This window comes from Pedococcus sp. P2_E2, assembly GCF_056403955.1.
Map to the genome: position 1 here is coordinate 209449 of NZ_JBFUEM010000004.1, position 25408 is coordinate 234856.

General features: G+C 71.4%; 28 protein-coding genes and 1 tRNA gene. 14 read left to right on the forward strand and 15 right to left on the reverse strand.

What is annotated here, in order from left to right; genetic code table 11:
- Positions 1-12: 12 nt before the first annotated feature.
- The 8 genes from cobA to AC1DWR_RS10765 form a co-directional block, all read right to left on the reverse strand.
- Entirely contained in the window at positions 13-1230 is a 1218-nt protein-coding gene (cobA, locus tag AC1DWR_RS10730) for a uroporphyrinogen-III C-methyltransferase (protein WP_477615204.1), read from the reverse strand.
- Positions 1227-1697, reverse strand: coding sequence for a nitrite reductase small subunit NirD (nirD, locus tag AC1DWR_RS10735; protein WP_477624380.1), 471 nt, complete (start codon positions 1695-1697; stop codon positions 1227-1229). Before nirD ends, cobA begins: the two co-directional genes overlap by 4 nt.
- Positions 1694-4273 (reverse strand): nitrite reductase large subunit NirB, encoded by a 2580-nt coding sequence (nirB, locus tag AC1DWR_RS10740; protein ID WP_477624381.1) that lies wholly within the window; start codon positions 4271-4273, stop codon positions 1694-1696. The genes nirD and nirB overlap by 4 nt, the downstream gene beginning before the upstream one ends.
- A gap of 10 nt (positions 4274-4283) precedes the next feature.
- Positions 4284-5885 carry an FAD-dependent oxidoreductase gene (locus tag AC1DWR_RS10745; protein ID WP_477624382.1) on the reverse strand — a complete coding sequence of 534 codons (1602 nt, stop codon included), beginning with the start codon at positions 5883-5885 and terminating at the stop codon, positions 4284-4286.
- The gene (locus AC1DWR_RS10750; protein ID WP_477624418.1) at positions 5882-8092 is read right to left on the reverse strand and encodes a molybdopterin oxidoreductase family protein; all 2211 of its coding nucleotides are present in this window, start codon (positions 8090-8092) and stop codon (positions 5882-5884) included. Before AC1DWR_RS10750 ends, AC1DWR_RS10745 begins: the two co-directional genes overlap by 4 nt.
- Before the next feature lie 34 nt (positions 8093-8126).
- Positions 8127-9539, reverse strand: a complete 1413-nt coding sequence (locus AC1DWR_RS10755) for an MFS transporter (RefSeq protein WP_477624383.1) — start codon at positions 9537-9539, stop codon at positions 8127-8129.
- A 131-nt stretch (positions 9540-9670) separates the two neighbouring features.
- Positions 9671-10261: an isochorismatase family protein gene (locus AC1DWR_RS10760; RefSeq protein WP_477624384.1), complete on the reverse strand. Its 591-nt coding sequence runs from the start codon at positions 10259-10261 to the stop codon at positions 9671-9673.
- Positions 10262-10289: 28 nt separating this feature from the next.
- A complete protein-coding gene (locus tag AC1DWR_RS10765) occupies positions 10290-11597 on the reverse strand; it encodes a nicotinate phosphoribosyltransferase (RefSeq protein ID WP_477624385.1) in 1308 nt (435 codons plus the stop codon).
- A gap of 71 nt (positions 11598-11668) precedes the next feature.
- On the opposite strand from AC1DWR_RS10765, the gene clpS reads away from it, so the two are divergent.
- The 5 genes from clpS to AC1DWR_RS10790 all read left to right on the forward strand — a co-directional run bounded on the left by clpS (position 11669) and on the right by AC1DWR_RS10790 (position 15043).
- On the forward strand, positions 11669-11959 hold the full coding sequence (clpS, locus tag AC1DWR_RS10770) for an ATP-dependent Clp protease adapter ClpS (protein ID WP_477624419.1): 291 nt from the start codon (positions 11669-11671) through the stop codon (positions 11957-11959).
- 1 nt (position 11960) lies between these two features.
- Entirely contained in the window at positions 11961-12596 is a 636-nt protein-coding gene (locus AC1DWR_RS10775; RefSeq protein WP_477615211.1) for a DUF2017 domain-containing protein, read from the forward strand.
- Positions 12597-12681: 85 nt separating this feature from the next.
- Positions 12682-13533, forward strand: coding sequence for a glutamate racemase (murI, locus tag AC1DWR_RS10780; RefSeq protein WP_477615212.1), 852 nt, complete (start codon positions 12682-12684; stop codon positions 13531-13533).
- Positions 13530-14306, forward strand: a complete 777-nt coding sequence (locus tag AC1DWR_RS10785; RefSeq protein WP_477615213.1) for an MBL fold metallo-hydrolase — start codon at positions 13530-13532, stop codon at positions 14304-14306. The genes murI and AC1DWR_RS10785 overlap by 4 nt, the downstream gene beginning before the upstream one ends.
- Before the next feature lie 17 nt (positions 14307-14323).
- Positions 14324-15043 (forward strand): MBL fold metallo-hydrolase, encoded by a 720-nt coding sequence (locus AC1DWR_RS10790; protein WP_477615214.1) that lies wholly within the window; start codon positions 14324-14326, stop codon positions 15041-15043.
- A gap of 25 nt (positions 15044-15068) precedes the next feature.
- Here the strand turns inward: AC1DWR_RS10790 and AC1DWR_RS10795 are convergent, their stop codons facing one another.
- Positions 15069-15881, reverse strand: coding sequence for a deoxyribonuclease IV (locus AC1DWR_RS10795; RefSeq protein ID WP_477615215.1), 813 nt, complete (start codon positions 15879-15881; stop codon positions 15069-15071).
- Between the two features lie 56 nt (positions 15882-15937).
- Here AC1DWR_RS10795 and rph point away from each other — a divergent pair, with 56 nt between their 5' ends.
- From rph to AC1DWR_RS10830, 7 genes are all read left to right on the forward strand, one after another.
- Positions 15938-16702 (forward strand): ribonuclease PH, encoded by a 765-nt coding sequence (gene rph, locus AC1DWR_RS10800; RefSeq protein ID WP_477615216.1) that lies wholly within the window; start codon positions 15938-15940, stop codon positions 16700-16702.
- Positions 16699-17307, forward strand: a complete 609-nt coding sequence (gene rdgB, locus AC1DWR_RS10805; protein WP_477624386.1) for an RdgB/HAM1 family non-canonical purine NTP pyrophosphatase — start codon at positions 16699-16701, stop codon at positions 17305-17307. Before rph ends, rdgB begins: the two co-directional genes overlap by 4 nt.
- Before the next feature lie 108 nt (positions 17308-17415).
- Positions 17416-17500, forward strand: a tRNA-Leu gene (locus AC1DWR_RS10810).
- 46 nt (positions 17501-17546) lie between these two features.
- On the forward strand, positions 17547-18137 hold the full coding sequence (locus tag AC1DWR_RS10815; RefSeq protein ID WP_477615218.1) for a TMEM175 family protein: 591 nt from the start codon (positions 17547-17549) through the stop codon (positions 18135-18137).
- 4 nt (positions 18138-18141) lie between these two features.
- Entirely contained in the window at positions 18142-18768 is a 627-nt protein-coding gene (locus AC1DWR_RS10820) for a DUF1684 domain-containing protein (protein ID WP_477624387.1), read from the forward strand.
- Positions 18769-18774: 6 nt separating this feature from the next.
- Positions 18775-19026 (forward strand): Ada metal-binding domain-containing protein, encoded by a 252-nt coding sequence (locus tag AC1DWR_RS10825; protein WP_477624388.1) that lies wholly within the window; start codon positions 18775-18777, stop codon positions 19024-19026.
- Positions 19027-19084: 58 nt separating this feature from the next.
- A complete protein-coding gene (locus AC1DWR_RS10830) occupies positions 19085-20455 on the forward strand; it encodes a CoA transferase (protein ID WP_477624389.1) in 1371 nt (456 codons plus the stop codon).
- Here the strand turns inward: AC1DWR_RS10830 and AC1DWR_RS10835 are convergent, their stop codons facing one another.
- From AC1DWR_RS10835 to AC1DWR_RS10850, 4 genes are read right to left on the reverse strand one after another with little or no spacing between them, the layout of a single operon-like run.
- Positions 20456-21205, reverse strand: a complete 750-nt coding sequence (locus AC1DWR_RS10835) for an energy-coupling factor ABC transporter ATP-binding protein (protein ID WP_477624390.1) — start codon at positions 21203-21205, stop codon at positions 20456-20458.
- Positions 21202-21963, reverse strand: a complete 762-nt coding sequence (gene cbiQ, locus AC1DWR_RS10840) for a cobalt ECF transporter T component CbiQ (RefSeq protein WP_477624391.1) — start codon at positions 21961-21963, stop codon at positions 21202-21204. Before cbiQ ends, AC1DWR_RS10835 begins: the two co-directional genes overlap by 4 nt.
- Before the next feature lies 1 nt (position 21964).
- Positions 21965-22330: a PDGLE domain-containing protein gene (locus AC1DWR_RS10845; protein ID WP_477615224.1), complete on the reverse strand. Its 366-nt coding sequence runs from the start codon at positions 22328-22330 to the stop codon at positions 21965-21967.
- Complete coding sequence (locus tag AC1DWR_RS10850) at positions 22327-23016, reverse strand: energy-coupling factor ABC transporter permease (protein WP_477615225.1); 690 nt, start codon at positions 23014-23016, stop codon at positions 22327-22329. Before AC1DWR_RS10850 ends, AC1DWR_RS10845 begins: the two co-directional genes overlap by 4 nt.
- 164 nt (positions 23017-23180) lie before the next feature.
- On the opposite strand from AC1DWR_RS10850, the gene bcp reads away from it, so the two are divergent.
- Positions 23181-23651, forward strand: coding sequence for a thioredoxin-dependent thiol peroxidase (bcp, locus tag AC1DWR_RS10855; protein ID WP_477615226.1), 471 nt, complete (start codon positions 23181-23183; stop codon positions 23649-23651).
- Between the two features lie 34 nt (positions 23652-23685).
- Complete coding sequence (locus AC1DWR_RS10860) at positions 23686-23973, forward strand: DUF3618 domain-containing protein (protein WP_477615227.1); 288 nt, start codon at positions 23686-23688, stop codon at positions 23971-23973.
- A 54-nt stretch (positions 23974-24027) separates the two neighbouring features.
- On the opposite strand, the gene AC1DWR_RS10865 is transcribed toward AC1DWR_RS10860, so the two are convergent.
- Complete coding sequence (locus tag AC1DWR_RS10865) at positions 24028-24513, reverse strand: rhodanese-like domain-containing protein (RefSeq protein WP_477615228.1); 486 nt, start codon at positions 24511-24513, stop codon at positions 24028-24030.
- Positions 24510-24995 carry a cysteine dioxygenase gene (locus AC1DWR_RS10870; protein WP_477615229.1) on the reverse strand — a complete coding sequence of 162 codons (486 nt, stop codon included), beginning with the start codon at positions 24993-24995 and terminating at the stop codon, positions 24510-24512. Before AC1DWR_RS10870 ends, AC1DWR_RS10865 begins: the two co-directional genes overlap by 4 nt.
- Between the last annotated feature and the right edge of the window lie 413 nt (positions 24996-25408).

Sequence of the window (25408 nt, forward strand, 5' to 3'; positions counted from 1 at the left end):
CCAGGCGAGCGCTCACGCGCAGCCCTCGAGGAACCCCGGCGCCGCAACGGCACCGATGACGATCACGGCCGGAGCCCTGACGCCGCCCACTGCGCAGACGTCGGCGATGGTCGAGATGGTCCCTGTGGTGACCCGCTGGGTGGGCAGGCTGGCGTTCTCGACGACCGCGACCGGGATCGTGTCGGAGGCGCCGGCGTCCAGCAGCCGGGACATGTGTTCGGCCAGCAGGGAGACGCCCATCAGCACGACGAGGGTCGCCTCGCCGCGGACGACGGCAGAGACCGCAGTGTCGTCGAGCCGGCCGTGACCGTGGGCCACGTGCAGAGCACCGACCGTGCCCCGATGGGTGACGGGAATGCCTGCGACGGCAGGAGCGGACAGCGCCGAGCTGACGCCCGGCACGACTTCCACCGGTATGCCGTGGGCAGCCAGTGCCAGCTGTTCCTCGCCACCGCGTCCGAAGAGGAAGGGATCCCCACCCTTGAGCCGCACCACCAGCCGTCCACGCCCCGCCTGCTCCACGAGGATCGCGTTGATCTCCTCCTGGGTGACCGCATGCAGGCCCGGGGTCTTGCCGACGTCGATGACCTCCACGTCGGACGGCAGGTCGGCGAGCACGCTGGTCGGGCCGAGCCTGTCGGTGACGACCACATCCGCCTCTGACAGGAGGCGCCGCGCGCGCAGGGTCATCAGGTCCGCAGCGCCGGGCCCGCCCCCGACGAGCACCACCCGCCCCTGACCGGCTCGTGCACGTGCTCGACGGTGCCGGAGGTCGACCTCGCCGTTGCGCAGGCTCGCCGCGAGCTGGTCGCGGACAGCGCGAGCGCGTGCCGGGTCGGGAGCACCCTGGGACACGACCGCGAGGCTCAGGCCGGCCAGGTCGGTCGTCGCCGGGGTGCGGGCCGAGCCGTGCTCGGCCGCGCTGGCACAGATGCTCCACACCCGGCGCGCGGTCGCCCACGCGCAGACCATGGTGTTCGTCCGCGGGTCGTCGGTGGCGGCATGGACCAGCCAGACCCCCTCGACGTCGGACTCCTCGACCTCCCTGTCGTGCCAGCCCACTCGTGCGGCTGCGACCAGGTCGACGAGGTCCTCGCAGAGATGGGGAGCCACCACCGTGACGACTGCGCCGTCCGCGACCAGCCGGGCTGCCCGACGTGCGGCAACGGGGCCGCCACCGACGACCAGCACGGGGCGATCCGCGACCTCGAGGCCGACGAGCGTCGTCACCCGGCACCGTGCTGCACGGTCAGGTCAGGCTCAACGGTCAGGTCAGGCTCAACGGTCAGGTCAGGCTGAACGGTCAGGTCTGGCTGACCCGGCAGGAACGGCCGCCCGATGCTGATCACGCCGTCGAGCAGCTGCACCGGGTAGACGAGCAGGTGCCGGGCGTCCTTCCCGACGGAGTCCAGGCACTCGCCGGTTCGCAGGTCGAAGACCTGCTTGTACATCGGTGAGGCGACGGTCGGTGCTCCGCCGCGGGTGCCGACGATGCCCCGCGACATGACGTGGGCGCCGCTGTACGGGTCGAGCTGCTGCACGGCATACACGGCGTCGTCGTAGGCGCGGAACAACGCGACCTGGGCACCGTCCACCAGCGCGCAGGCACCGCGCTCGCGGGGCAGGTCCTCCAGGGCACAGACCGGCTGCCACGTCGCTTCCGCTGCACGTGACGAGAGGCTCATCTCGGCGGTCATCGGCGCACCTCCAAGGTCGTTCCGGCGATGAGCACCGAGCCATCGGTTCGTTCGGTCGGCGTGGCCGGTCGGGCCTGACCACGCTCGCTGACGTAGGCGAGGGAGTCGTCGGCCTGGTCCGGCGCGTTGACGAAGGACCCGAACCGGCGCAGCTTCTCGGGGTCGTCCAGCGCAGCAGCCCACTCGTCCTCGTAGCCGTCGACGTGGCCCGCCATCGCGTCGTCCAGGTCAGCGGCGATGCCCAGGGAGTCCTCGAGCACGACCGCCCGGATGGCGTCGAGCCCGCCCTCGTGGTCCTCCACCCACATCGCCGTGCGCTGCAGCCGGTCCGCGGTGCGGATGTAGTACATGAGGAAGCGGTCGATGGTGCGCACGAGGGTCTCGGTGTCGAGGTCCTCGGCGAGCAGCTGGGCGTGCTTGGGGGTGAAGCCGCCGTTGCCGCCGACGTAGAGGTTCCAGCCGTTGTCGGTCGCGATGACCCCGACGTCCTTGCCTCGTGCCTCGGCACACTCCCGCGCACAGCCCGACACCCCCAGCTTCAGCTTGTGCGGGGACCGCAGTCCGCGGTAGCGCAGCTCCAGGGCGATGGCGAGACCGACCGAGTCCTGCACGCCGTAGCGGCACCAGGTCGACCCGACGCACGACTTCACGGTGCGCAGCGACTTCCCGTAGGCGTGGCCGGACTCGAAGCCCGCGTCGACGAGCCGCTTCCAGATCTTTGGGAGCTGCTCGATGCGAGCCCCGAACAGGTCGATCCGCTGGCCCCCCGTGATCTTGGTGTAGAGCCCGAAGTCCTTGGCGACCTCGCCGATGACGATCAGCCCCTCGGGGGTGATCTCGCCGCCGGGGATGCGAGGGACGACCGAGTAGGAGCCGTCCTTCTGCAGGTTGGCCATGACGTGGTCGTTGGTGTCCTGCAACGACGCCCGCTCACCCTCGAGGATGTGTCCGGTGCCGAGCGAGGCGAGGATCGAGCCGATGACGGGCTTGCAGATGTCGCAACCGCGGCCTGTGCCGTGGCGACCGATGATCTCGCTGAAGGTCGTCAGGCCCTGGACCCGGACCACGTCGAACAACTGTGCCCGCGAGAGCCCGAAGTGCTCGCAGAGGGCGTTGCTCACCTCCACGCCGGACTTCTCGAGCTCGGTGGTGACGAGGCGCTTGACGAGCGGGAGGCAGGAGCCGCAGCTCGTCCCGGCGCGCGTGCACGCCTTCACCCCGGCGAGGTCCGTGCAGCCGTCCTCGGTCACCGAGCAGCGGATCGCCCCGGCGGAGACGTTGTTGCAGGAACACACGGTGGCGTCGTCGGGCAGGTCGCCCGCCGGTGCCGGTGCGGACCCCTCGGGGAGGAGGTATGCCGCGGGGTCGCCACCCAGGGGGCGACCCACCATCGGGCGGAGGGCGGCATACGCACTGGCGTCGCCGACGAGGATGCCCCCGCGCAGGGTGCGGGCGTCGTCGGACATGACCAGCTTCTTGTAGACGCCGGCGACCGGGTCGGAGATGACGACCTCGAGGCCGCCGGGCTCGGCGGCGAAGGCGTCGCCGAAGGACGCTACGTCGACCCCGAGCAGCTTGAGCTTGGTGGACAGGTCGGCGCCGGGGAAGGTGCCCTCGCCACCGAGCAGCCGGTCGGCGACGATCTCGGCCATGGTGTAGCCGGGGGCGACGAGTCCAAGGGTCCGTCCACCGATGCAGGCCACCTCGCCGACAGCCCAGACGGCGGGGTCGGCGGTCGCGCAGGAGTCGTCGACGACGACGCCACCGCGCTCGCCGACCTCGAGTCCGGCGTCCCGCGCGAGCTCGTCGCGCGGTCGGACGCCCACGGCGAAGACCACGACGTCGACGTCGAGGGGAGCGCCCTCGGCGAACTCCATCTTCGCGACGCGGCCCAGGCGACCGACGATCTTGGACGTGGCGGTGCCGGTCCGGACCGTGACGCCCAGGGCCTCGATGAGCCGGCGCAGTGCCTCGCCGCCGCCGTCGTCGACCTGGAGGGGCATGAGGCGCGAGGCGAACTCGACGACTGTCGTCCCGACTTCGAGCGCGGTGAGGGCGCCGGCGGCCTCCAGCCCGAGGAGCCCGCCGCCGACGACTGCTCCGCGCAGGGGTCGGCCGAGCTCGTCGCGCAGCTTCTCGACGTAGGCGCGCAGGTCGGCGACGTCGTCGATGGTTCGGTAGACGAAGGCCCCACGGAGGTCCTTGCCGGGGACCGGGGGCACGGCGGCATACGAACCCGTCGCCAGGACGAGCGAGTCGTAGGGGAGCGTGCGGCCGTCGGACGTCGCCACCGTGCGGGCCTCACGGTCCACCGCGGTCGCGGCGACGCCGCGGCGCAGGGTGACCAGTGGGTCGTCCCAGAGCTCCTGCCCACCGAGGGCGAGGTCGTCGGGGTCGCGCCCGGTGAAGTACGACGTCAGGGCGACCCGGTCGTAGGGTGCCCGCGGCTCCTCGCACAGGAGCGTCACCGCCCACTCGCCGGCGGTGTCGCGCGAACGCAGGGCGTCCACGAGGCGTCGGGCGACCATGCCGCCGCCGACCACGACAAGCTGGCGCGGAGACGGGTTCTGGACCATGGCGGCCACGTTAGGAGACCGCGGTTTCAGGGCTGTGGATCACGTGTTTCCCCTTCGTTACGTGGTTCTCACCCAGGCGGAGGTCGGAGGGTGAGGAATGGGCGGGGGCGGTGTCGCCCGCTGCGCTCGCGCCCGCGCTGGACGAGAGCCAGTCCACGAGGGCGCACACGTCGTCGGTGCACCCACCGCAGCCCGTGGTGGCGCGGGTGGCGCCGGCGACCTGGTCCACGGTGCTTGCCCCCTCGTGGACGCACGCCGAGATGTCGGCCTTGGTGACGCCGTTGCAGCGGCAGATCGTGGTGTCGTCGGGGATGGCGCCGGGCGAGGTGGGCGCGCTCGTCGGGTGCGGCGCGAGGGCGGGCAGCAGCAGGTATGCCGGGTCGGCAGGCACCGGTGTGCGTCGGGTGTACGTCGTGACGAGGTCTGCCGCCACCGCGCCGGCACCGACGCAGGTGGCGCCGACGAGCCTGCCGCCGGACACGACCACCTCGATGTGGCGGCCGACGTCGGGGTCGCTGAGGCGCAGCGTGCGCTGTGCCGGGTCGTCGACCCGCTGCGAGCCACACACCCCCATGGTCACGACGTCGAGGCCATGCGCCTTGAGCCGCACGACGTCGCTGCCGACCGTCGACGGTTGCCGCGACGTGGAGGTCGGCCTTGGCGCCGAGGGATCCGGTGTCGTGGCGTCTCCGCACAGGTGCGCGGCGAGCCGTCGCGACTGGTCCCAGCCCTGGGCGACCAGGCCGGTGCCGCCCTCGGGCGGCTGGGCACAGTCGCCGATGGCGAAGACGCGGGCGTCGTCGGGCGAGCGGAGGTTGTCGTCGACGACGACGCCGCGGTCGACGGTGAGGCCCGCGGCGCTGGCCAGGGCGGTGCTGGCGAGCGTGCCGGTCGCGAGCACGAGCAGGTCGGCGGGGACCACCTCGCCGTCGTCCAGGCGCAGGCCGTGGAGCCGACCGCCCTCGACCAGGGCTTCGGTCGCGCCCACGCCCACGCGGTGGTCGATGCCCAGACCCGACATCGCGAGCTCGACGACCCGCCCGGCCTCCTCGTCGAGCTGGCGCTCCATGAGGGTGCTCGCGGGGTGGATAACCGTCACGGCTACTCCACGCCTGGCGAGTCCGCAGGCGGCCTCCATGCCCAGCACGCCCGCGCCGAGGACGACGGCGCGGTGGGCGTTCAGCGTGGCGGCGACGATCTCGCGGGCGTCGTCGATGGTGCGCAGGGCGTGCACGCCACTAGTGAGGTGGTTGCCGGTCCACAGCCCCGGGAGCGGGGGAATCCGCGCCGCCGAACCGGTGGCGAGGACGAGGCGGTCGTAGCGCAGGCGTGAGCCCTCGTCGGTGACCACGAGCCGGTCCTCGCGGTCCACGTGGGTCACGCTCTCGCCGCGCATCACGTGCAGCCGGGGGCTGGAGGGAGTCGGCAGCGTGAGGGCGGCCAGGTCGTGCTTGCCCGCGACGACCTCGCTGAGCAGCACCCTGTTATAGGGCTCGCAGCCTTCCGCGCCGACGACCGTCACCTCGAACCGGCCGGCAGCGTCGGCGCCCAGCAGGTCCTCGACGAAGCGCGAGCCGACCATGCCGTTGCCGACGACGACCAGGCGGGTCATGTCCGGGCCTCGGCAGTCACGCGGTGGGTGCCCTGGTCCGCGAGCTGGACTCGCGCCGGGGTGACCTCGACGGCGCACACCTTGAACTCGGGCATGCCCGAGATGGGGTCGGTCGCGTCGCTGGTGAGGCGGTTCGCGCTGCTGGTCCCTGCCCAGTGGAACGGCATGAACACGGTGTCCGGCCGGATGGAGTCGGTGATGCGTGCCGGGACGGCGACCGAGCCCCGGCTCGTCGTCAGGCGCAGCCGCTCGCCCTCGACGACGCCGAGTCGGGCAGCGAGCAGGGGGTGCACCTCGACGAAGACGCCGGGGACCGCTGTCGCCAGCGCCGGGACCCGTCGGGTCTGGGCCCCCGACTGGTAGTGCTGGAGGACGCGGCCGGTGATGAGGTAGAGCGGTGCGTCCGGGCGCAGGTCGTCGGCCGGTCCGACGTGGTCGACGGCAACCATCCGGGCACGCCCGTCCGAAGTGGGGAAGGACTCGCCGAACAACCGGGGGGTGCCGGGATGCGGGGCCTCGCCGTGGGGCGCCTCGGGACACGGCCAGAACAGGGCCTCCCCGGTATCGAGGCGGCTGTGGCTCAGGCCGCTGTAGTCGGCCCGTCCGCCTTTGCTCGCCCGGGCGAGCTCGTCGAAGACCACGCTCGGCTCGGTGTCCCAGGTGCCTGCCGAGCCGAGACGTGAGGCAAGCTGGGCCCAGACCCAGAGCTCGCTGCGCACACCGGCCGGGGCGTCGACGACCTTGCGGCGTCGGATCACCCGACCCTCGAGGGAGGTCATCGTGCCCTCCTCCTCGGCCCACTGAGTCACGGGTAGTACGACCCCGGCGAGCATCGCGGTCTCGGACGGCACGAAGTCGCAGACCACGAGGAGGTCGAGCGCACGGAGCCGGTCAGCGACCGGCTGGGCGTTGGGAGCACTGACGAGCAGGTTGGAACCGTGCACCAGCAGGGCGCGCGGGCCGCCTGGTGTGCCCAGCGAGGCCAAGAGCTCCACGGCCGGCTTTCCCTTTCCCGGCAGCGACGACTCCGGGACGCCCCAGACACCGGCCACGTGGGCGCGCGCGTCGGGGTCGTCGATCATCCGGTAGCCCGGGAGCTGGTCGGACTTCTGGCCATGCTCGCGGCCCCCCTGGCCGTTGCCCTGACCCGTGACCGCGCCGTACCCACTACCCACGCGGCCGGGCAGGCCGAGCAGGAGGGCGAGGGTGATTGCCGCCGAGACAGTTGCCGTCCCTTGTCGGGACTGTTCCACGCCCCGTCCGGTGAGGACGAATGCCCCACGTCCGCCGTGCGCGGGACTCGCTGCGGCCAGCAGCCGGGCGCAGTCGCGCAGCAGCCCCGCAGGGACACCGCACACCTGCTCGGCTCGCTCCGGCCACCATGCGGCGCAGCGTCGGCGCACGTCCTCGAGGCCGGTGGTGCGGGCCTCCAGGTAGTCGGCGTCCGTGAGGTGCTCCGAGAGCAGGACGTGGGCGATCGCCAGGAGGACGACCAGATCGGTGCCGGGCACAGGCTGCAGGTGCAGTCCCTGGCCGTCCTTGGCGAGGTCCGCCGTGGCGCTGCGGCGGGGGTCGACGACCACGAGCCCGCCGCGCCCACGAACGTCCGCGAGGTGGGCGACGGAGGGTGGCATGGTCTCGGCGAGGTTGCTGCCGAGCAGGAGGACGGCGTCTGCACCGGCGAGGTCGGTCAGGGGAAAGGGCAGGCCGCGGTCGATGCCCAGGGAGCGGTTGGCTGCGGCGGCGGCGCTGCTCATGCAGAACCGGCCGTTGTAGTCGATGTTCGCCGTGCCGAGGGCGACGCGCGCGAACTTCCCCAGCTGGTAAGCCTTTTCGTTCGTCAGGCCCCCTCCGCCGAACACAGCCACCGCGTCGGCGCCGTCCTCGCTCCGGATCCGCAGGAGCCGGTCCGCCACGAGGTCCAGCGCCTCGTCCCAGCCGACCGGGGCCAGCTCACCGTCGCCCCCGCGCACGAGCGGCGTGGTCAGCCGCCCGGGGGTCGTCAGCAGCTCGCCACTCGTCCAGCCCTTCTGACACAGGCCCCCCCGGTTGGTGGGAAAGGCCCGGCCCTCGACGGTGACGCCGTTGGCACCGTCGAGTCCGGGGGTGGCCGTGAGGGTCTGGGCGCACTGCAGCGCGCAGTACGGGCAGTGGGTGGCGACGCCCGGGCTCCCAGCGCCGGAGGCGCTGGGAGTCGGGCTGCCGATGGTGTCGGGCGTGGGCGTCAAAGGGATTCCCGGCTCAGATCGTCTCGCCGGCGAGCGACGAGCTGCGCCGCGCGTACACGGCATACGTCGTCACGGCCATGAGCAGGTAGGCGACGATGAAGACCCACAGCGCTGGGACCAGCGAGCCGTAGTGTGCCTTCGCCATCGCGAAGCCGCGGGGGATGAAGAAGCCGCCGTAGGCGCCGACCGCGCCCGCGATCCCGATGCAGCCCGCGGCCGTCTTGCGCGCGATCGGGAGGCGCTCCGGGCTGACGCCCGCGCGGAAGACCGCGGGGATCATCCGGTAGGTCGCGCCGTTGCCGATGCCGGCACCCACGAAGAGCACGAGGAAGGAGCTGAAGAAGACGACGAAGCTGTGCGACTTCAGCCCCTCGATGGCTCCGAGCGCGCCAGCGGCGAGCAGCACGAACGAGGCGATCGTGACCCGGGCGCCGCCGAGCTTGTCGGCGACCATGCCGCCCAGCGGCCGGGTGAGCGCGCCGATGAGGGCACCGAGGAACGCGATGGTCGTCGGGGTCTCGGGGAACTGCGTCTTGAGCAGCGTCGGGAACGCGCCCGAGTAGCCGATGAACGACCCGAAGGTGCCGATGTAGAGGAACGAGATGATCCAGGTGTGCCGGTTGCGGGTCGCCGCGGCGAAGCTGCGGTAGTCGGACTTGGCTCCGGTGAGGTTGTCCATCCCTCGCCAGGCCAGGATCGCGGCGATCACGGCCAGGGGGATGAACATGAGGCCGGCCCGCTCGAGGTGGGTCCCCGCCCCGATGACGATGACCGCGGGCACGACCATCTGCACGAGTCCGGTGCCGAGGTTGCCGCCGGCGGCGTTGAGGCCCAGGGCCTTGCCCTTCTCCGCCTCGGGGAAGAAGAACGAGATGTTCGTCATCGAGGAGGCGAAGTTGCCGCCGCCGAAACCGGCGAGGGCCGCGCACGCGAGGAGCAGGCCGAACGACGATGTGGGCTGCGTCACCACCCACGCCAGTGCAGACGCGGGGATGAGCAGCAGCAGGGCCGAGATGATCGTCCAGTTGCGTCCGCCGAAGCGCGGGACGGCGAACGTGTAGGGGATCCGCACGGTCGCGCCGACCAGGCTGGGCACGGCGATGAGCCAGAACTGCTGGTCCAGCGTGAGGCTGAAGCCGGCTGCCGGCAGCAGGGGGACGACCACGCTCCAGAGGGCCCAGACGCAGAACCCGAGGAACTCGGCGAAGACGGAAAGGCTCAGGTTGCGCCGGGCGATCGAGCGCCCGCCCCCGCGCCAGAACGTCGGGTCCTCAGGATCCCAGTGGTCGATCCAGCGGCCGGACCGGTCGATCGGGGCAGACGTGGTGGTCGAGGTGGTGGTTGAGGTGGTGGCAGGTGTGGCGCCGGCCGTGCTGGCCGGCGCCGTCGCGGTGGCGGAGTCGCCCGAGGTCAGGTTCGTGGTCACCCGGGAAGCGTGACAAACGGATGTTTCGCACCCCTGCGACCGCCGTAAAGCGCTCGTAACACTTGCCGCACAGTCCCGTCATCGGGTCTGTGAGAAGTTCCGGGTGGGAGGAGTGGTAGGCCGCGCGGCTCCTACGCCCTCACGACCTCACCACTGGTGGCGACCTCCGCAGCAGCCAGATCGGCCAGCGCTGCCGCCGTGCTCTCGGGAGAAACCCCTGCGGTGAGGTCGAGCAGCACCGTCGTGTCGAAGCCCTCCTCGGCGGAGTCGAGGGCGGTCGCGCGCACGCAGTAGTCGGTGGCGATGCCGACCACATGGACCTCCTCGATGGCCCGCTCGCGCAGCCAGTCGGCCAGGCCCACCGTCACGTCCGCCTGCACGGTGTGTCCTTCGAACCCGCTGTAGGCCGCGCTGTGGTGGCCCTTGCGGAAGATCGCCTCCACGAACTCGAAGGCCGGTTCGGCCGCCGGGTGGAACAGTGCACCGTCGCTGCCCACTCGGCAGTGCACCGGCCAGCTGTCCACGAAGTCAGGGGCCTGGCTGAAGTGCGCGCCAGGGTCGTCGTGCCAGTCGGCGGTGGCGACGATCGCGGCATAGTCGTCGTGGTGGGCGAGCACGTGCTCGCTGATCCGTCGCGCCACCTCGGCGCCCCCCACCACGGCGAGGGAGCCCCCCTCGCAGAAGTCGTTCTGCACGTCGACGATGACCAGCGCGAGGCTCATGCTTCGCACGCTACTGCCACACCAGCAGTCACTCGCCGTCGAGGTACGCCGTCGGGATCGCGGGCTCCCCGCGCTGTAGCTTCCGGGCGGTGGCAGGGAGCTCGGCTCGGGAGGCCGCGTGTCGCGCCCGGGCGGCCTCGAGGTCCAGCACGGCGTCATCGACGACCCCGCCGGCGGTCATCAGCGGCACGAGCAGCACGCGGTCGTCCCCGTCGTCGAGCGGAGGGGCTCCGATGCCGACCACCTCTGCCTCGGCGATCCCGCGGGCGTTGCGCCGGCGCAGCGCATACTTGCGGCCGGCGACCGAGGCCTTGTCCTTGCTCCGCTTGGCGACGCCGACCATCGTCCCGGAGTCGTCCTCGCGGGACACGAGCTTGTAGACCATCCCCGCCGTCGGCGCACCCGAGCCGGTGACCAGCGAGGTCCCGACGCCGTAGCGGTCCACTGGCCCGGCGGCCAGTGCCGCGATCGCGTACTCGTCGAGGTCGCTGGTCACGATGATCTGGGTGCCCGCGGCGCCGAGACGGTCGAGCTGCTCACGCACCTCGCGCGCCTGGACGAGCAGGTCGCCGGAGTCGAGCCGCACTCCTCCGAGCTCCGGCCCGGCGAGCTCGACGGCGAGGGCGACCGCGGCCGGGACGTCATAGGTGTCGACGAGCAGCGTGGTGCCCTTGCCCAGCGAGGCGATCTGGGCGGCGAACGCCTCCCGTTCGTCGTCGTGCAGCAGGGTGAAGGCGTGCGCCGCGGTGCCGGCGGTCGGCACACCGAAGCGTCGCCCGGCCTCCAGGTTCGACGTGGTCGCAAACCCCGCGATGTAGGCCGCGCGGGCGGCGGCGACCGCAGCCTCCTCGTGGGTGCGGCGAGAGCCCATCTCGATGCACGGCCGGTCTCCCGCAGCCGAGGTCATCCGCGACGCAGCAGACGCGATGGCGCTGTCGTGGTTGAGGATCGACAGCACGAGGGTCTCCAGGACCACCCCGTGCGCGAAGTCCGACTCGACCACGAGCACGGGTGAGCCGGGAAAGAAGCACTCGCCCTCGGCATACCCGACGATGTCACCGTCGAAGCGGTAGTCGGCGAGGAAGTCGAGGGTCGCGGCGTCCACGATCCCGCGCAGCTGCTCCAGCTCGCCCTCGCCGAACCGGAACTGCTCGATCGCGGGGATCAGCCGCCCCGTCCCGGCCACCACGCCGTAGCGGCGTCCCTCGGGCAGGCGCCGGGCGAACACCTCGAACACGCAGCGGCGGGAGGCCGCACCGCTGCGCAGGGCGGCCTCGAGCATCGTGAGCTCGTAGTGGTCGGTGAGCAGCGCCGTGCTGGGTGAACGTGAGGTCACCTCGGCAGCCTAAGGTGGTGGCCGTGCCGCATGCTGTCCACCTGGAGATGTCCGTCGAGATGTCCCTCGAGATGTCCCTCGCGCCCGTCGAGCAGGAGAGTGTCTCCACCGACGAGCGCGCCGAGGTCGACGTCCCCTGGATCACGTTGGTGTGGAACGACCCGGTCAACCTGATGTCGTACGTCACGTTCGTCTTCCAGAGCTACTTCGGCTACTCCAAGTCCAAGGCCGAGCGGCTGATGATGGACGTGCACACCAAGGGCCGCGCTGTCGTCTCCACGGGCGCCCGCGAGCGCATGGAGACCGACACCGAGGCGCTCCAGGGGTATGGGCTGTGGGCCACCTTCCAGAAGGACAGCTGACGTGGCACGTGGGTTCAAGCGGCGCGATGGCCGGTACGTCGCGAAGCTCGACGCGGTCGAACGCGGCCTCGTCGTCGGGCTGATGGAGCAGGTGCTCGAGCTGGTCGAGCCCGAGCAGCCCGTCGAGGGTGTGCCCGGTGCCGCGGACGGCGACGAGTTCGACCAGATCGTGGCCGGGCTGGGTGGCATCGGCATGGGGGTGTCGTTGTCGGCGGCCGACCAGGTGCCCGAGCTGGGCGGTTCGGTGCCGCGGGAGCGTGACCCGGCGCTCGAGCGCATCTTCCCGACCGCCAACCGGGAGGACGACCAGATCGCGGCCGAGTTCCGGCGGCTGACCGAGGAYGGCCTCCGAGCCCGCAAGTCGGCGAACCTCACGACGGCCATCCGGGCGCTGTCCGGCATCGAGGACCAGAAGCTCTCGCTCGATCAGCCACAGGCCCTCGCCCTGCTCATCGCGCTGACCGACGTGCGGCTGGTGCTGGGGGAGCGGCTCGGGCTCCAGCGCGACGACGACTTCGACCTGCTGGAGGAGCAGGTGTCGGGCCTTCCGCCGGACGACCCGGCGGTCTACGCGCTGGCGGTCTACGACTTCCTCACCTGGTTGCAGGAGACCCTCGCCCACGCTCTCACCCCCTGACGCCCGGGCGCCCAGACCGCCGGTGTGACACACCAGACGTCGGGTTGATGGGGTGCAGGGGGAGGGCGGCACCTAGCCTTGACCCGTGGCGGATGCACCCATCGGGATCTTCGACTCGGGCTACGGCGGGCTGACCGTCGCACGCGCCGTGCTCGACCAGCTCCCGCACGAGTCGATCGCCTACTTCGGGGACACCGCCCGGGCGCCCTACGGTCCCCGCCCGATCGCTCAGTCCCGCGAGTTCGCCCTCGAGTGCCTCGACCGCCTGGTCGACCATGGCGTGAAGGCCCTCGTGATCGCCTGCAACACCGCGAGCGCCGCCGTGCTGCACGACGCCCGCGAGCGCTACGACGTGCCCGTGGTCGAGGTGATCCGCCCGGCCGTGCGACGCGCGGCGCGAGCCACCCGCAACCATCGCGTCGGCGTCATCTCCACCCGGGGTACCCACCAGTCCGGCGCCTACGTCGACGCCTTCGCCGCGGCACCTCACCTCGACGTGACCAGCGTCCCGTGCCCACGGTTCGTGGAGTTCGTCGAGTCCGGCGTCACGAGCGGACCGGAGGTCATCGACGTGGCCCGTGGCTACCTCGCCCCGCTGGTCGACGGCGACGTCGACACCCTGGTCCTCGGGTGCACGCACTACCCGCTCCTCACCGGGGCCATCTCGTACGTCATGGGTGACGGCGTGACCCTGGTGTCCTCCGCGGACGAGACGGCCAAGGACGTCTACCGCGTGCTCGCCGACTCCGACTCGCTGCGGCCCGCCCACCTGCCGCCGCCGAGCCACGGGTTCACGACGACCGGGGACGCCGCGGAGTTCACCCGGCTCGCCCGGCGGTTCCTCGGTCCCGAGGTCGGAGCCGACAGCGACGCCGTCTTCGGGAACGCAGTGGTCCGGTCGGTCGCTGCGCCGACCGCCACGGGAGGGGCCCGATGAGGTTCACGGTCGTCGGTTGTTCGGGCTCCTTCGCCGGCCCCGACTCGCCCGCCTCCTCCTACCTCGTGCAGGCAGAGCACGCCGGCCGCACCTGGTCGGTCGTCCTCGACCTCGGCAACGGTGCTCTTGGCCCGCTGCAGCGCTTCGTCGACCTGGCCGAGATCGACGCTGTCTACGTCAGCCACCTGCACCCCGACCACTGCGTCGACGTGTGCGGTCTCTATGTCACCCGCAAGTACCGGCCCGGCGGTCGGGTTGAGGGCCAGCTCCCGGTGCATGCCCCCACGGGTGCCGAGGAACGCTTCGCCCTGATGTACCACGGGCTCGAGCACGGGGGGATGAGCTCGGAGTTCGCGGTCCACGAGCTGGCCGACGCCCAGGTGACCCAGGTCGGCCCGTTCACCATCACGGCATTTCGCGTGAACCATCCGGTGGAGGCCTACGGATTCCGCGTCGAGGCCGACGGCGCGGTCCTCGCCTACACCGGTGACACCGACACCTGCGAGGCGCTCACACCGTTGCTGACCGGGGCCGACGTGGCGCTGGTCGACAGCGCCTTCATCGACGGCCGCGACGCCACCGTGGGTGTCCACCTCTCCGGCACCCGCGCGGGTGCCGCCGCGGTGGCCGCGGGTGGGGTGCGGCGACTGATGCTCACCCACATCCCGCCCTGGAACGACCCCGAGGTATGCCGCGCGCAAGCCGCCGCCGTCTGGTCGGGTCCGTTGGACCTCGCCGTGCAGGGCAAGACATACGAGGTCAGCGGCAGCTGATCGCCTAGGCTCTCGTCATGGCCAGAGCGGCAGCCGTTCCCATCGCGCCTGGTGTCTGGCGCATCCCGTTGCTCGGTGACTTCGTCAACGGCTTCATCCTCCGCGACGCCGACGGCCAGGTCACGCTCGTCGACATGGGTATCAAGCAGTCCGGACCCAAGGTGATGGCGGCCCTCACGTCGATCGGCTCCGGACCGTCCGACGTCACCCGGCTCCTGCTCACGCACGCCCACCCCGACCATGCGGGCGGCGCGGCTCACGTGGCTGCGAGGACCGGGCTCGACTTCGGCATCCACGAGGACGACGCCCCCTTCGCGGAGGCTGGTCACACCGCCCAGCGCGACCAGTCGTTCCTGCTCGCGAGGCTCATGACGCGGTTCTTCGGGACCAACGCCTTCCCCGCGGTCACGGTGGGGGAGCGGCTCGTCGACGGCCAGGTGCTCGACGTCGCGGGAGGCCTCGAAGTGGTGCACACACCAGGGCACTCACCCGGCCACGCGGCATACCTGCACCGTGAGTCCGGGGTGCTCATCACCGGTGACTCGATCTTCAACGTGCGCGGGCTGCGGTGGCCGATCAAGTCGTTCTGCACGAACTTCGCGCTGACCCAGAAGACGGCCCACCGGCTGGCCGAGCTCGACTACACGACCGCGGCGTTCACGCACGGTCCGCACCTGGCCGACAACCCGCGAGACCACATCCGGCGCTTCCTCGCCACGCACCCCCTGGTCGACTGAGGGATGCACGCGGACTGACCCTCGGTCAGAGGCGCTCGCGAAGCCAGTCGAGGTCGGCGCGCTGACCGTCGAGGCCGCCGCGGGTCTCGATGACGACCGGGGCGCCCGCTGCCCGGACCACACCGGCCAGCTCGTCGGGGTCGATCAGGCCCTCGCCGAGGTTGGTGTGGCGGTCCGCCCCGGAGTCGAACTCGTCGCGGCTGTCGTTGCAGTGCACGAGGTCGATCCTCCCGGTGATGGCCTTGATCTCGTCGACGGCGGTGGCCAGCGCGATGCCCCCGGCGTGCGCGTGGCAGGTGTCGAGGCAGAAGCCGACGTTGTCGGACCCCTCGGCGCTGCCGATGGCGTCCCAGACCCGGGCGATGCGCTCGAGGGTGCGGGCCATGGCGTTGTCCCCACCGGCGGTGTTCTCGAGGAGCAGCGGGATCTTGAGGTCGGTGGCCTCGATCGCCTTGCGCCAGTTGTCGAAACCCTTGTCGACCTCTTCGGATTTGTCGACGTGGCCGCCGTGGACGATCAGCCCCTTGGCCCCGATCGCGGCGCCGGCGTCGATGAACTGCTGGAGCAGCTTGCGGCTCGGGATGCGGATCCGGTTGTTCGTCGTCGCGACGTTGATGAGGTAGGGCGCATGGACGTAGAGGTCGACGTCCGCTGCCTCGGCGGCGGCACGCAGCGCCTCGGGGCCGCCCTCGAAGTCGTACTCGGGACCCTTGTAGCCCTGCGGGTTGCCCAGGAAGAACTGGCTCAGACCCGCGCCGCGCTCCCGGGCGGCGCTGACCGGGTCTGCCGAGTCGACGTGGGCACCGAGCCGCTGGGCGGGAGAGGTGGTGTCAGCCATGGGTCCAGCCTAGGCCGGGCCACCGACGCCGGGCAGGGCCCCGTTAGCCTTGCGGCGTGACTGACACGAGCCCCACCACCCGCCACGACGGACGTACCCCCGACCAGACCCGCGAGGTGCGCATCACGCGCAACTGGCTGGACCACGCCGAGGGCAGCGTGCTCGTCGAGTTCGGCCGCACGCGGGTGCTGGTGGCGGCGTCGTTCACCGAGGGCGTGCCGCGCTGGCTCAAGGGCAAGGGCACGGGCTGGGTGACCTCGGAGTACGAGATGCTGCCGCGCTCGACCAACACGCGCTCAGACCGCGAGTCGCGCAAGGGCAAGGTCGGCGGGCGCACCCACGAGATCAGCCGCCTCATCGGCCGCAGCCTGCGCGCCATCATCGACACCAAGGCGCTGGGCGAGAACACCATCGTGCTCGACTGCGACGTCCTCCAGGCCGACGGCGGGACGCGCACGGCCTCCATCACGGGGGCCTACGTCGCCCTCGTCGACGCCATCGAGGACGCCCGCGCCAAGGGGCTCATCCGCAAGGATGCCCAGCCCCTCACCGGGTCCATCGCGGCCGTGTCCGTCGGCATCGTCAAGGGTGAGGCAGTCATCGACCTCGACTACCCCGAGGACTCGACCGCCGAGACCGACATGAATGTCGTCATGACCGGCGACGGTCGCTTCGTCGAGGTGCAGGGCACGGCCGAGAACGGCGCGTTCGACCGCGAGATGCTCGACAAGCTGCTCGACAAGGCCACCGCCGGGTGCGCCGACCTGACCCGCAAGCAGCAGGAGGCCCTCGCGACCACACCCCGCGAGCGGCTGCTGTGACCCGCGTCGTCCTCGCCACCCGCAACGACCACAAGGTCGGTGAGCTGCGGGCGATCCTCGCCGACGTGTGTGAGGAGCTCGGCCTCGAGATCGTGGGGGCGTCCGAGTTCGACGGTGCGCCCGACGTCGTCGAGGACGAGGTGACCTTCGAGGGCAACGCCCGCCTCAAGGCCGTGGCGCTCGCCGCCCACACCGGACTCCCGTCGCTGGCCGACGACTCCGGGCTGGCCGTCGACGTGCTCGGCGGGGCGCCGGGCATCTTCTCGGCGCGCTGGTCGGGTCGACACGGCGACGACCAGGCCAACCTCGAGCTGCTCCTCGCACAGGTCGCCGACGTCAAGGACGAGCACCGTGCGGCAGCGTTCGTCTGCGCGGCGGTGCTGGCCCTGCCCGACGGCACGGTGCGCAGCACCGAGGGGCGTATGCCGGGTGCCTTGGCTCGAGAGCCCAAGGGCGCCAACGGTTTCGGCTACGACCCCGTCCTCGTCGTCGAGGGCGACACGCGTCACGCCGCCGAGCTCAGCCCCGACGAGAAGAACGCGATCTCGCACCGCGGCAAGGCCTTCCGCGCGATGGTCCCGCACCTCCGCGAACTCCTGGGCTGACCCGCGCTGCCCTCGGTGAGTGAGCGCCAACCCACTCATTCCCGCTCGTGGAGAGTCGGTTGGGGCTCACTGAGCGACGCAGCGGCGACCGCTAGGCTGGCGCCCCACGCGCAAGTGGCGGAATTGGCAGACGCGCCAGGTTTAGGTCCTGGTGCCTTCGGGTGTGCGGGTTCAAGTCCCGCCTTGCGCACCAGTCAGGGGCGGCCCAACCGTCGGTGGGGTGTGCCTAGACTCCCAGCATGCGAACCGGCCGGCTCGAGGCGTTCAGCGACGGCGTCCTCGCCATCCTCATCACCATCATGGTGCTCGAGCTCAAGGTCCCCGAGGAGCCGACGTTCGAGGCCCTCCGACCGTCCCTCGTCGGCCTTCTGACCTACTTGCTCAGCTTCATCTACCTCGGCATCTACTGGAACAACCACCACCACATGTTCCAGCTGGTCCGGCACGTGAGCGGGGCCATCCTCTGGGCCAACCTCGGGCTGCTGTTCATGCTCTCGCTCGTGCCGTTCACGACGGCGTGGATGGACGACACCCGGTTGGCCCAGCTGCCGGTCGTCGTCTACGGGGTCAACCTGTTGGGGGCCGCCGTCGCGTACTACGTCCTCCAGCTGGCGGTCTTCCGCCGCGACGGGCCGGACGGCCTCCTGCGCCAGGCGGTCGGCCGCGACCTCAAGGGCAAGCTGAGCCCCGCGGTCTACGTGCTCGGCATCCTCGGGTCGTTGGTGGCACCGTGGCTCGGGGTGCTGGCCTACGTGGCCGTTGCCATCACCTGGCTCGTTCCCGACCGCCGAGCCGAGCGCTTCATCCACGACCACGCCCTGGAGGACTGATCCCGTGCCCGAGCCGGACGACGACGACTTCACCTACCCGCCGGCGCTCGCCGTCGCGTCGTGGCGGCGCGAGGTGCATGCGTTGTATGCCGTGGTGCGCGCCGAGCCTGACCCCGTCACCGCCCACGCGCTGTGGGTCGACGCCCGCTCGCGGCTGTTCCTCGAGCACCCCGCCTCCCCACGCCGTGAGGGTCAGCAGCTGAGGCACGCGCCGTACGACCCGGCATACCGGTTCGTCGTCGAGGTCGAGGAGGTCGACGACCAGGAGCCGTGGGAGTTCCGGTCGGCAACCGACGGGATCGTGCCGTTCGCCGGCGCCGGTCGCGTCACGCTCGAGGGTCTGGGGACACTCGACCTCTGGTGGCTCAACTCCTACGGTGGCGGGCTGTTCCTGCCCGTGCGCGACGGTTCGGCCGGCACCGAGACCTACGGAGCCGGGCGCTACCTGCTCGACACGGTCAAGGGCACCGACCTCGGCCGCGACGACGAGGGGCGTTGGGTGGCCGACCTCAACTTCGCCTACAACCCCTCGTGCGTCTACGACTACCGGTGGGTGTGCCCGCTCGCCCCTTCGGCCAACCGCCTCGAGGCGAGCACCCCTGTGGGGGAGCTGCTCCCCGAGGGCTACTAGGCCACCGTGTTCACCCTCATCGGGGCCGACGGAAAGCCTTGTGCGAGCGAGGTTCCCGGGACGCTCGGTGGCAACCGCCGGGGCAAGCTCTACGGACGCCTCGACTGCCCGTCCGCCTTGCGCGCCATCCGGCAGGGCGGCTACGTCCAGCACCGCGTCTTCTTCGCTGACGAGGCGAGCGCCATCGCCGCGGGCTACCGGCCCTGCGGCACCTGCCTGCGCGCCGAGTACGCCTCCTGGAAGGCGACGCAGCCCTGACCCCCCGAGGTTGCCCTGCCGATCTGGGTGGCGTCCGGGCGCGGCATAGAGTCGACCCGTGAACCACCTTCTGCGCGAGGTGCTCCCGGCCCTCGGCCTCGACGAGGGGTATGCCGCGGCGCACCTCGACGTGGTCGACGGCAGCGGCCTCCCTGCCGCTCTACCGGTGAACACCCTCGCCTGCGGCTCCGTTGCCGCGGCCGGTCTCGCCGGTGCCGCGCTGCGCGGCCTGGACCGGGTGCAGGTCGACCCGCGCCAGGTGTCGGTGTCGTTCCGGAACGACCAGGTGCAGACCGTGGACGGCGTGCACGAGCCCGGCTTCGCGCCGCTGTCAGGGTTCTTCGAGGCGGGGGACGGCTGGGTCCGCACCCACGCCAACTATCCCCATCACCGGGTGCGGTTGCTGCGGGCCCTGGGTCTGGCCGAGGAAGCGACCCGCGAGGATGCAGCCGGGGCCATCGCCGAGCGGTCGGCCCAGGAGGTCGAGGACGTCGTCACGGCCGACCACGGCATCGCGGTGCGAGTGCGGTCGGTGGGCGAGTGGATGGCCTCCGATCAGGGCGGCGCCGTGGCCAGTCACGACGTGCTCTCGGTGAGGACCATTTCGGACGGGGGTCCCTCAGGAGTCTCTTCGGCGGCCCCCGTCCCCGTGCCCGAGCGCCCGCGGGTCCTCGACGTCACCCGGGTGCTCGCCGGGCCGGTCGCCACGCGGACCCTGGCATTCCTCGGCTGTGACGTGCTGCGGGTCGACAGCCCGAACCTGCCCGAGCTGGAGGCCCTCCACCTCGACACGGACGCGGGCAAGCGCTCGACGCTGGTCGACCTGCACGACGAGCATGCCCGACACCGGCTCCACGACCTGCTGGCCGAGGCCGACGTGCTGGTGACCGGCTACCGGCCCGGTGCGCTCGCGGCCTACGGGCTGGACCCGGACCACCTCGCCGAGCAGCACCCCCAGCTGGTCTGCGCAACCCTGACGGCCTGGACCCCGACCGGCCCCTGGGGCAGGCGTCGGGGGTTCGACAGCATCGTCCAGGCCGCCACCGGGATCTCGCTCATCGAGTCGCGTGAGGGGGCGACGCCCGGAGCACTGCCCGCGCAGGCGCTGGACCACGCGACCGGCTACCTCCTCGCAGCCGGCGTGTTGGCCGCCCTGCGTCGACGGGCCACCGAGGGCGGCACCTGGCGGGTCGAGGCACACCTGGCCCGAACGGCCCACTGGCTGCTCCAGACAGATGCGCTCGACGCGCCAGCCGCGGCGATCGACGACCCGAGTCCCTGGCTGGTCGAGTCCGACACGGCTTACGGTCGTGTCGCCCAGTCGCGCCCGGCTTTCGGAGTCGATCACGCCCCCAGGGAATTCGCGTCGGTGGGGCGCCGATGGGGTAGTGACCCAGCCGTCTGGGACCCGGCCGACCGCGTGTCCTGACTAGGGCGCCGCCATCGTCCGCGGGTCGAAGCCGAACGGCAGCTCGAGCCGGTGGGCAGTCATGAGGGCGTCGTCGGTGAGGACGTCCCGCGTGGGCCCGTCGGCAACAACGACCCCATCGGACAGCACGACCGACCGCGGACACAGCTCGTAGGCGTAGGGCAGGTCGTGGGTGACCATCAGCACCGTGACGTCGAGGGAGCGGACGATGTCGGCGAGCTCGCGCCGCGACGCGGGGTCGAGGTTCGACGACGGCTCGTCGAGGACGAGGATCTCGGGCTCCATCGCCAGAACGGTGGCGACCGCCACGCGACGACGCTGCCCGAACGACAGGTGGTGTGGCGGACGGTCGATGAAGTCGACCATCCCCACGCGGTCGAGGGCCGCGAGCACCCGCGCCTCGAGGGCGGCCCCGCGCAGCCCGAGGTTGGCGGGTCCGAACTCCACGTCGGCGCGCACCGACGGCATGAAGAGCTGGTCGTCGGGGTCCTGGAAGACCACCCCCACCCGGCGCCGGACCTCCTGCAGGTTCTCCTTGGTGACCGGCATCCCGGACACGGCAACGGTGCCGGCGCCGGCGGTCAGGATGCCGTTGAGGTGCAGCACCAAGGTGGTCTTGCCGGCGCCGTTGGGCCCGAGCAGGGCGACGCGTTCGCGTTGGTGCACATGGAGGTTCACGCCGAACAGCGCCTGGTGGCCGTCGGGGTAGGCGTAGGCCAGGCCCTGGACGTCGAGGACGGGAGTGGTCACGCGGCCACCACCAAGAGCAGGGTGGCCAGCGCCACAGCAGGGAGGATGCCGGCCACGCGCCACTGCTCGGCCGTGGCCGTCGCAGGGTGCGTCACCGGCAGCGTGCCGTTGTAGCCGCGCGAGAGCATCGCGAGGTGGACGCGCTCGCCGCGTTCGTAGGAGCGGATGAACAGTGCCCCCGCCGTCGTCGCCAGCACCGGCCAGGCCCGGACCGAGCGGGCCTGGAAGCCGCGCGACTCCCGCGCGACCTTCATCCGTGCCAGCTCGCCGGTGACGACTTCAAGGTAGCGGACCATGAAGCCCATGATCTGCACGAGCTGGTGGGGCAGGCGCAGTCGTTCGAGCCCGGCCACGACGTGCCGCGGTTCCGTGGTGGTCGCGAGCACGAGTGAGGCCATGACGCCGAGGGTGCCCTTGGCCAGCAGTGCCCACCCGCCGATCAACCCCTGCTCGGACAGGTGGAGTGGGCCCACGGCGACCCGGGGCCCGGTCGCGACGAACGGCATCAGCAGGGCGAAGACCACGAAGGGCACCTCGACGACCATTCGCCTGGCGTAGTAGCCGAAGGGAACGCGGGAGGCGCGCTGGGCGAGGAGGACGAGCAGGAGGTACACGGCATACGCGGCGAACGCGGTGCGCGGGGTGAGGACGACGGTGAGGACGAAACCCAGGAGCGCCAGCAGCTTGAGGTGCGCCGGGAGGCGGTGGACGGGGGAGTGCCCGTGGAAGTGCAGGTGGTGACCGTGCCCCGCGCCCACGTCAGTTGTCGCCGTCGGTGGACGCGTCGCGGGAGGGCGCGCGGACCGGGTCGCCTTCGCCTCGACGGCGGACGGCGAGGAAGAGGCCTCCGGCGATGACGAAGACGAGGGCGCCGCCGACGATGCCTGCCACGCCGCCGGAGACGCGGGCGTTGTCGATGCCGCGGGTCGAGTACCCGGCAAAGGGTGAGCCGTCGCTGGCGTGGGAACGCGCCGAGCCGAGGAAACCCTGCTCTCCAGCCACGAACACGAGTCCGTCCGGGCTGCTGGAGGCGTAGTAGGAGACGACTCCCGCCAGGAAGAGGCAGACGAGGATGCCGACGACCATGAGGCGCTTGGTGGAGACGCGCGGCCGGGGGGTGCTCATGCCGCCACTCCGTTGCGGATGGTCAGGGTGCGGGTCTCGAGGCTGGGCCGGGCTCCGTGGACGAGGTCGGGCCGGACGGCGACGATGCTGAAGACGGCCAGCCCCGTGATGACCGCCTCGCCGACCCCGATGAGGGTGTGCACGCCCACCATCGCCGTGGCCACCGTCGAGAACGGCACGTCGACCGTGCCGCCCAGCTCGAAGAGCAGCGAGAACGCGAAGGCGGCCGTCGGCACCGAGACCAGGGCCGCTGCTGCCGCGGCCGGCACGACCATCAGCGGGCGCTTCGGCAGCACCTGGCGCAGGACGACGAAGGCCAGCCAGCCCACCCAGACGCCCACCAGTCCCATCAGGGTGATGTTGGTGCCGAGCGCAGTGATCCCGCCGTCGGCCATCAGGGTCGCCTGGACCAGGAGCACCACGGTGATCGACAGGGTGGCCGTGCAGGGCCCGACCAGGACCGCGGCGAGTGCACCACCCAGCAGGTGGCCGGAGGTGCCCGCGGCGATGGGGAAGTTGAGCATCTGCGTGCAGAAGATGAAGAGCGCGACGAGTCCGGCCAGAGGTGCCGTGCGGTCGTCGAGCTCACGGCGCGCACCGCGCAGCGCCAGTGCCACCCCGGCGACCGCGACGACGGCAGTGCCCACCGACGTCGGTGCGTCGAGGAATCCGTCGGGCACGTGCACGGTCGCTCCTGTCTCGAGGCCTTGTGGTGCGGGGCCCGTCGTCCTGTGGATGTCGTCCTGAGGTGGCGGTTGCCCGGCTGGGATAGGTTGGGAACCGCTGGTGGAACCACGTTATTGCAATTTAATCGCAATAACCCTATCCGATCGACGAGGAGCAGACAGCAGTGGCCGAGCGACTGACCGCAGGTGAGACCGCCCCCGACTTCACCCTGCCCGACGACCAGGGCGGCGAGGTCTCGCTGTCCGACCTTCGTGGCAAGAAGGTCATCGTGTACTTCTACCCCGCCGCGATGACCCCGGGATGCACCACGCAGGCCTGCGACTTCAGCGACAACATCAACACCCTCCACCGTGAGGGCTACGAGGTGCTCGGCATCTCGGCCGACAAGCCCGAGAAGCTGGCCAAGTTCCGCGAGCACGACGGCCTCACCATCCGGCTGCTGTCCGACGTGGACCGGTCCGTGATGAACTCCTACGGAGCCTTCGGCGAGAAGAAGCTCTACGGCAAGACCGTCGAGGGCGTCATCCGCAGCACCGTCGTCGTCGACGAGGCCGGCAAGGTCTCCCACGCTTGGTACAACGTCAAGGCCACCGGTCACGTCGCCAAGCTGCGCCGCGACCTCGGCCTCGGCTGACCCGTTCTGCCCGCCTGAACCACAAGGAGCCCGCATGAGCGAGAACTCGAGCAAGCCGTCGGCCGACAGCGGCAAGTCCGTCGACCAGATCGAGGCCGACATCGCCGCCGCGCGGGAGCGCCTCGCGGGCACCGTGGACGAGCTGCACACCCGCACGGCCCCGCAGGAGATCGCCCGACGGCAGGTCCAGTCGCTCAAGACCAGGTTCACCGAGGCCACCCGCACCGAGTCCGGCGACCTTCGCACGGAACGCATCGCCGCGCTGGCAGCCGCCGCCGTCGCGCTGATCGGCCTGGGAGCGGCGCGCCGCCGTCACCGCTGAGCCCAGCAGTGGTGAGGTATGCCGCGGGGCCGTGCCCCGGCGGCATACCTCACCTCACGGGGCGGTCGGCAGACCCGCCTCGCGCCACGCGCGGAAGCCGCCGACGATGTCGGTCGCCCGGTGGATTCCCAGGCGCAGCAACGCATCTGCGGCCAGTGACGACGTGAAGCCCTCCTGGCACAGGATCAGCACGCGGGCGTTGTAGGCAGCGATCGGGAGTCGCGCCTCGTGTCGTGGGTCGAGCCGCCACTCGAGGACGTTGCGCTCGATGACGATCGGTCCGAGGTGGGCCGCGACCTCGCCCTCGAAGGCGCGCTGCGCCGCGGGCCGGATGTCGACGAGGACAGCGCGCCCGTGGAGCACCTCCTGGTAGGCGGCGCGGGCGCTGACCCGGTCCAGTCGGCTGCGGGCGTCACTGAGCTGGTCGTCGATGCCGGCGTAGGTCGGGGCGTCCCAGCCGCGACCGGTCTGTGTCGGGGCAGCCGTCGCGGTCGGGTCACTGAACAGGCGGGTCTCCCAGTGGACGGTCGTGGCGGTCACCACTGCTCACCCGCCCGCTCGACGCCGGTCTGTCGCAAGGTGTTGTCCAGCAAGGCGTAGCGGGTCATGCCACGAAGCGCCGGTGAGTAGACGTGGACCGACAGCGCCGGGCGATCGCCGAGGTTGGCCACGTTGTGGATGTGGCGCGGGCCGAACGAACGCCCCTCGCCCTCCCACAGGTAGCGGTCGTGTGCGGCGTTCCCCGACCATGACTGCTCGGCGAGCTCGCCCTTGACCGTGAGGAAGGCGCCCTCCGACTGGAGGTGGTCGTGCCAGCCCGTGGTGGACCCGACCGGCCAGTGGATCAGCCAGATCTCGAGGTGGGCGGTGGCGTCGAGCCGGCGCCAGCTGCGCTCGGTGGCGTCGAGGTCGACCTCGCGTTCGAGGTCGGGGTCGGTGGCGAACAGCTGTGCGGTGCGCAGCAGCTGGCTACGGGTGAAGCGGTTGACGCCGGGTGTGCCGGCGGTGGTGATGGCGGTCATGGTCCTGCTCCTGATCATGGGTGTGGGTCGAGCTGTCGGAATGCGGTGCGGGGCAACACATTCGGAGACAGAGCGAACCCTGCGTCAGGTGCAGGTCGAGGTGGATGCGGTGGTATGCCGCGTGGCTGTGGAGGGATGAAGCCATGGTTTCGTCTTCCGATCGGGCGGCGCGCTCACGATGGGGCGCCGGGGCTGGTGCGGGCTGAGGTCAGGCGCAGCAGCAACACCGCATGACGCCGCTGCACATGGAGCCCATGTGCATGCGGTGCGCCGCGGTGGTCGAAGACATGCCTCTAGTTGAGCACGACGGGTGCGGCGTCGTCCACGGGGAGCGGCGCACGTCTCGCCACGCGGGACGCGATCGGATTGACGTCACCGCGCAGGGGGTCCCCGGCGCGGTGACATCGACCCAG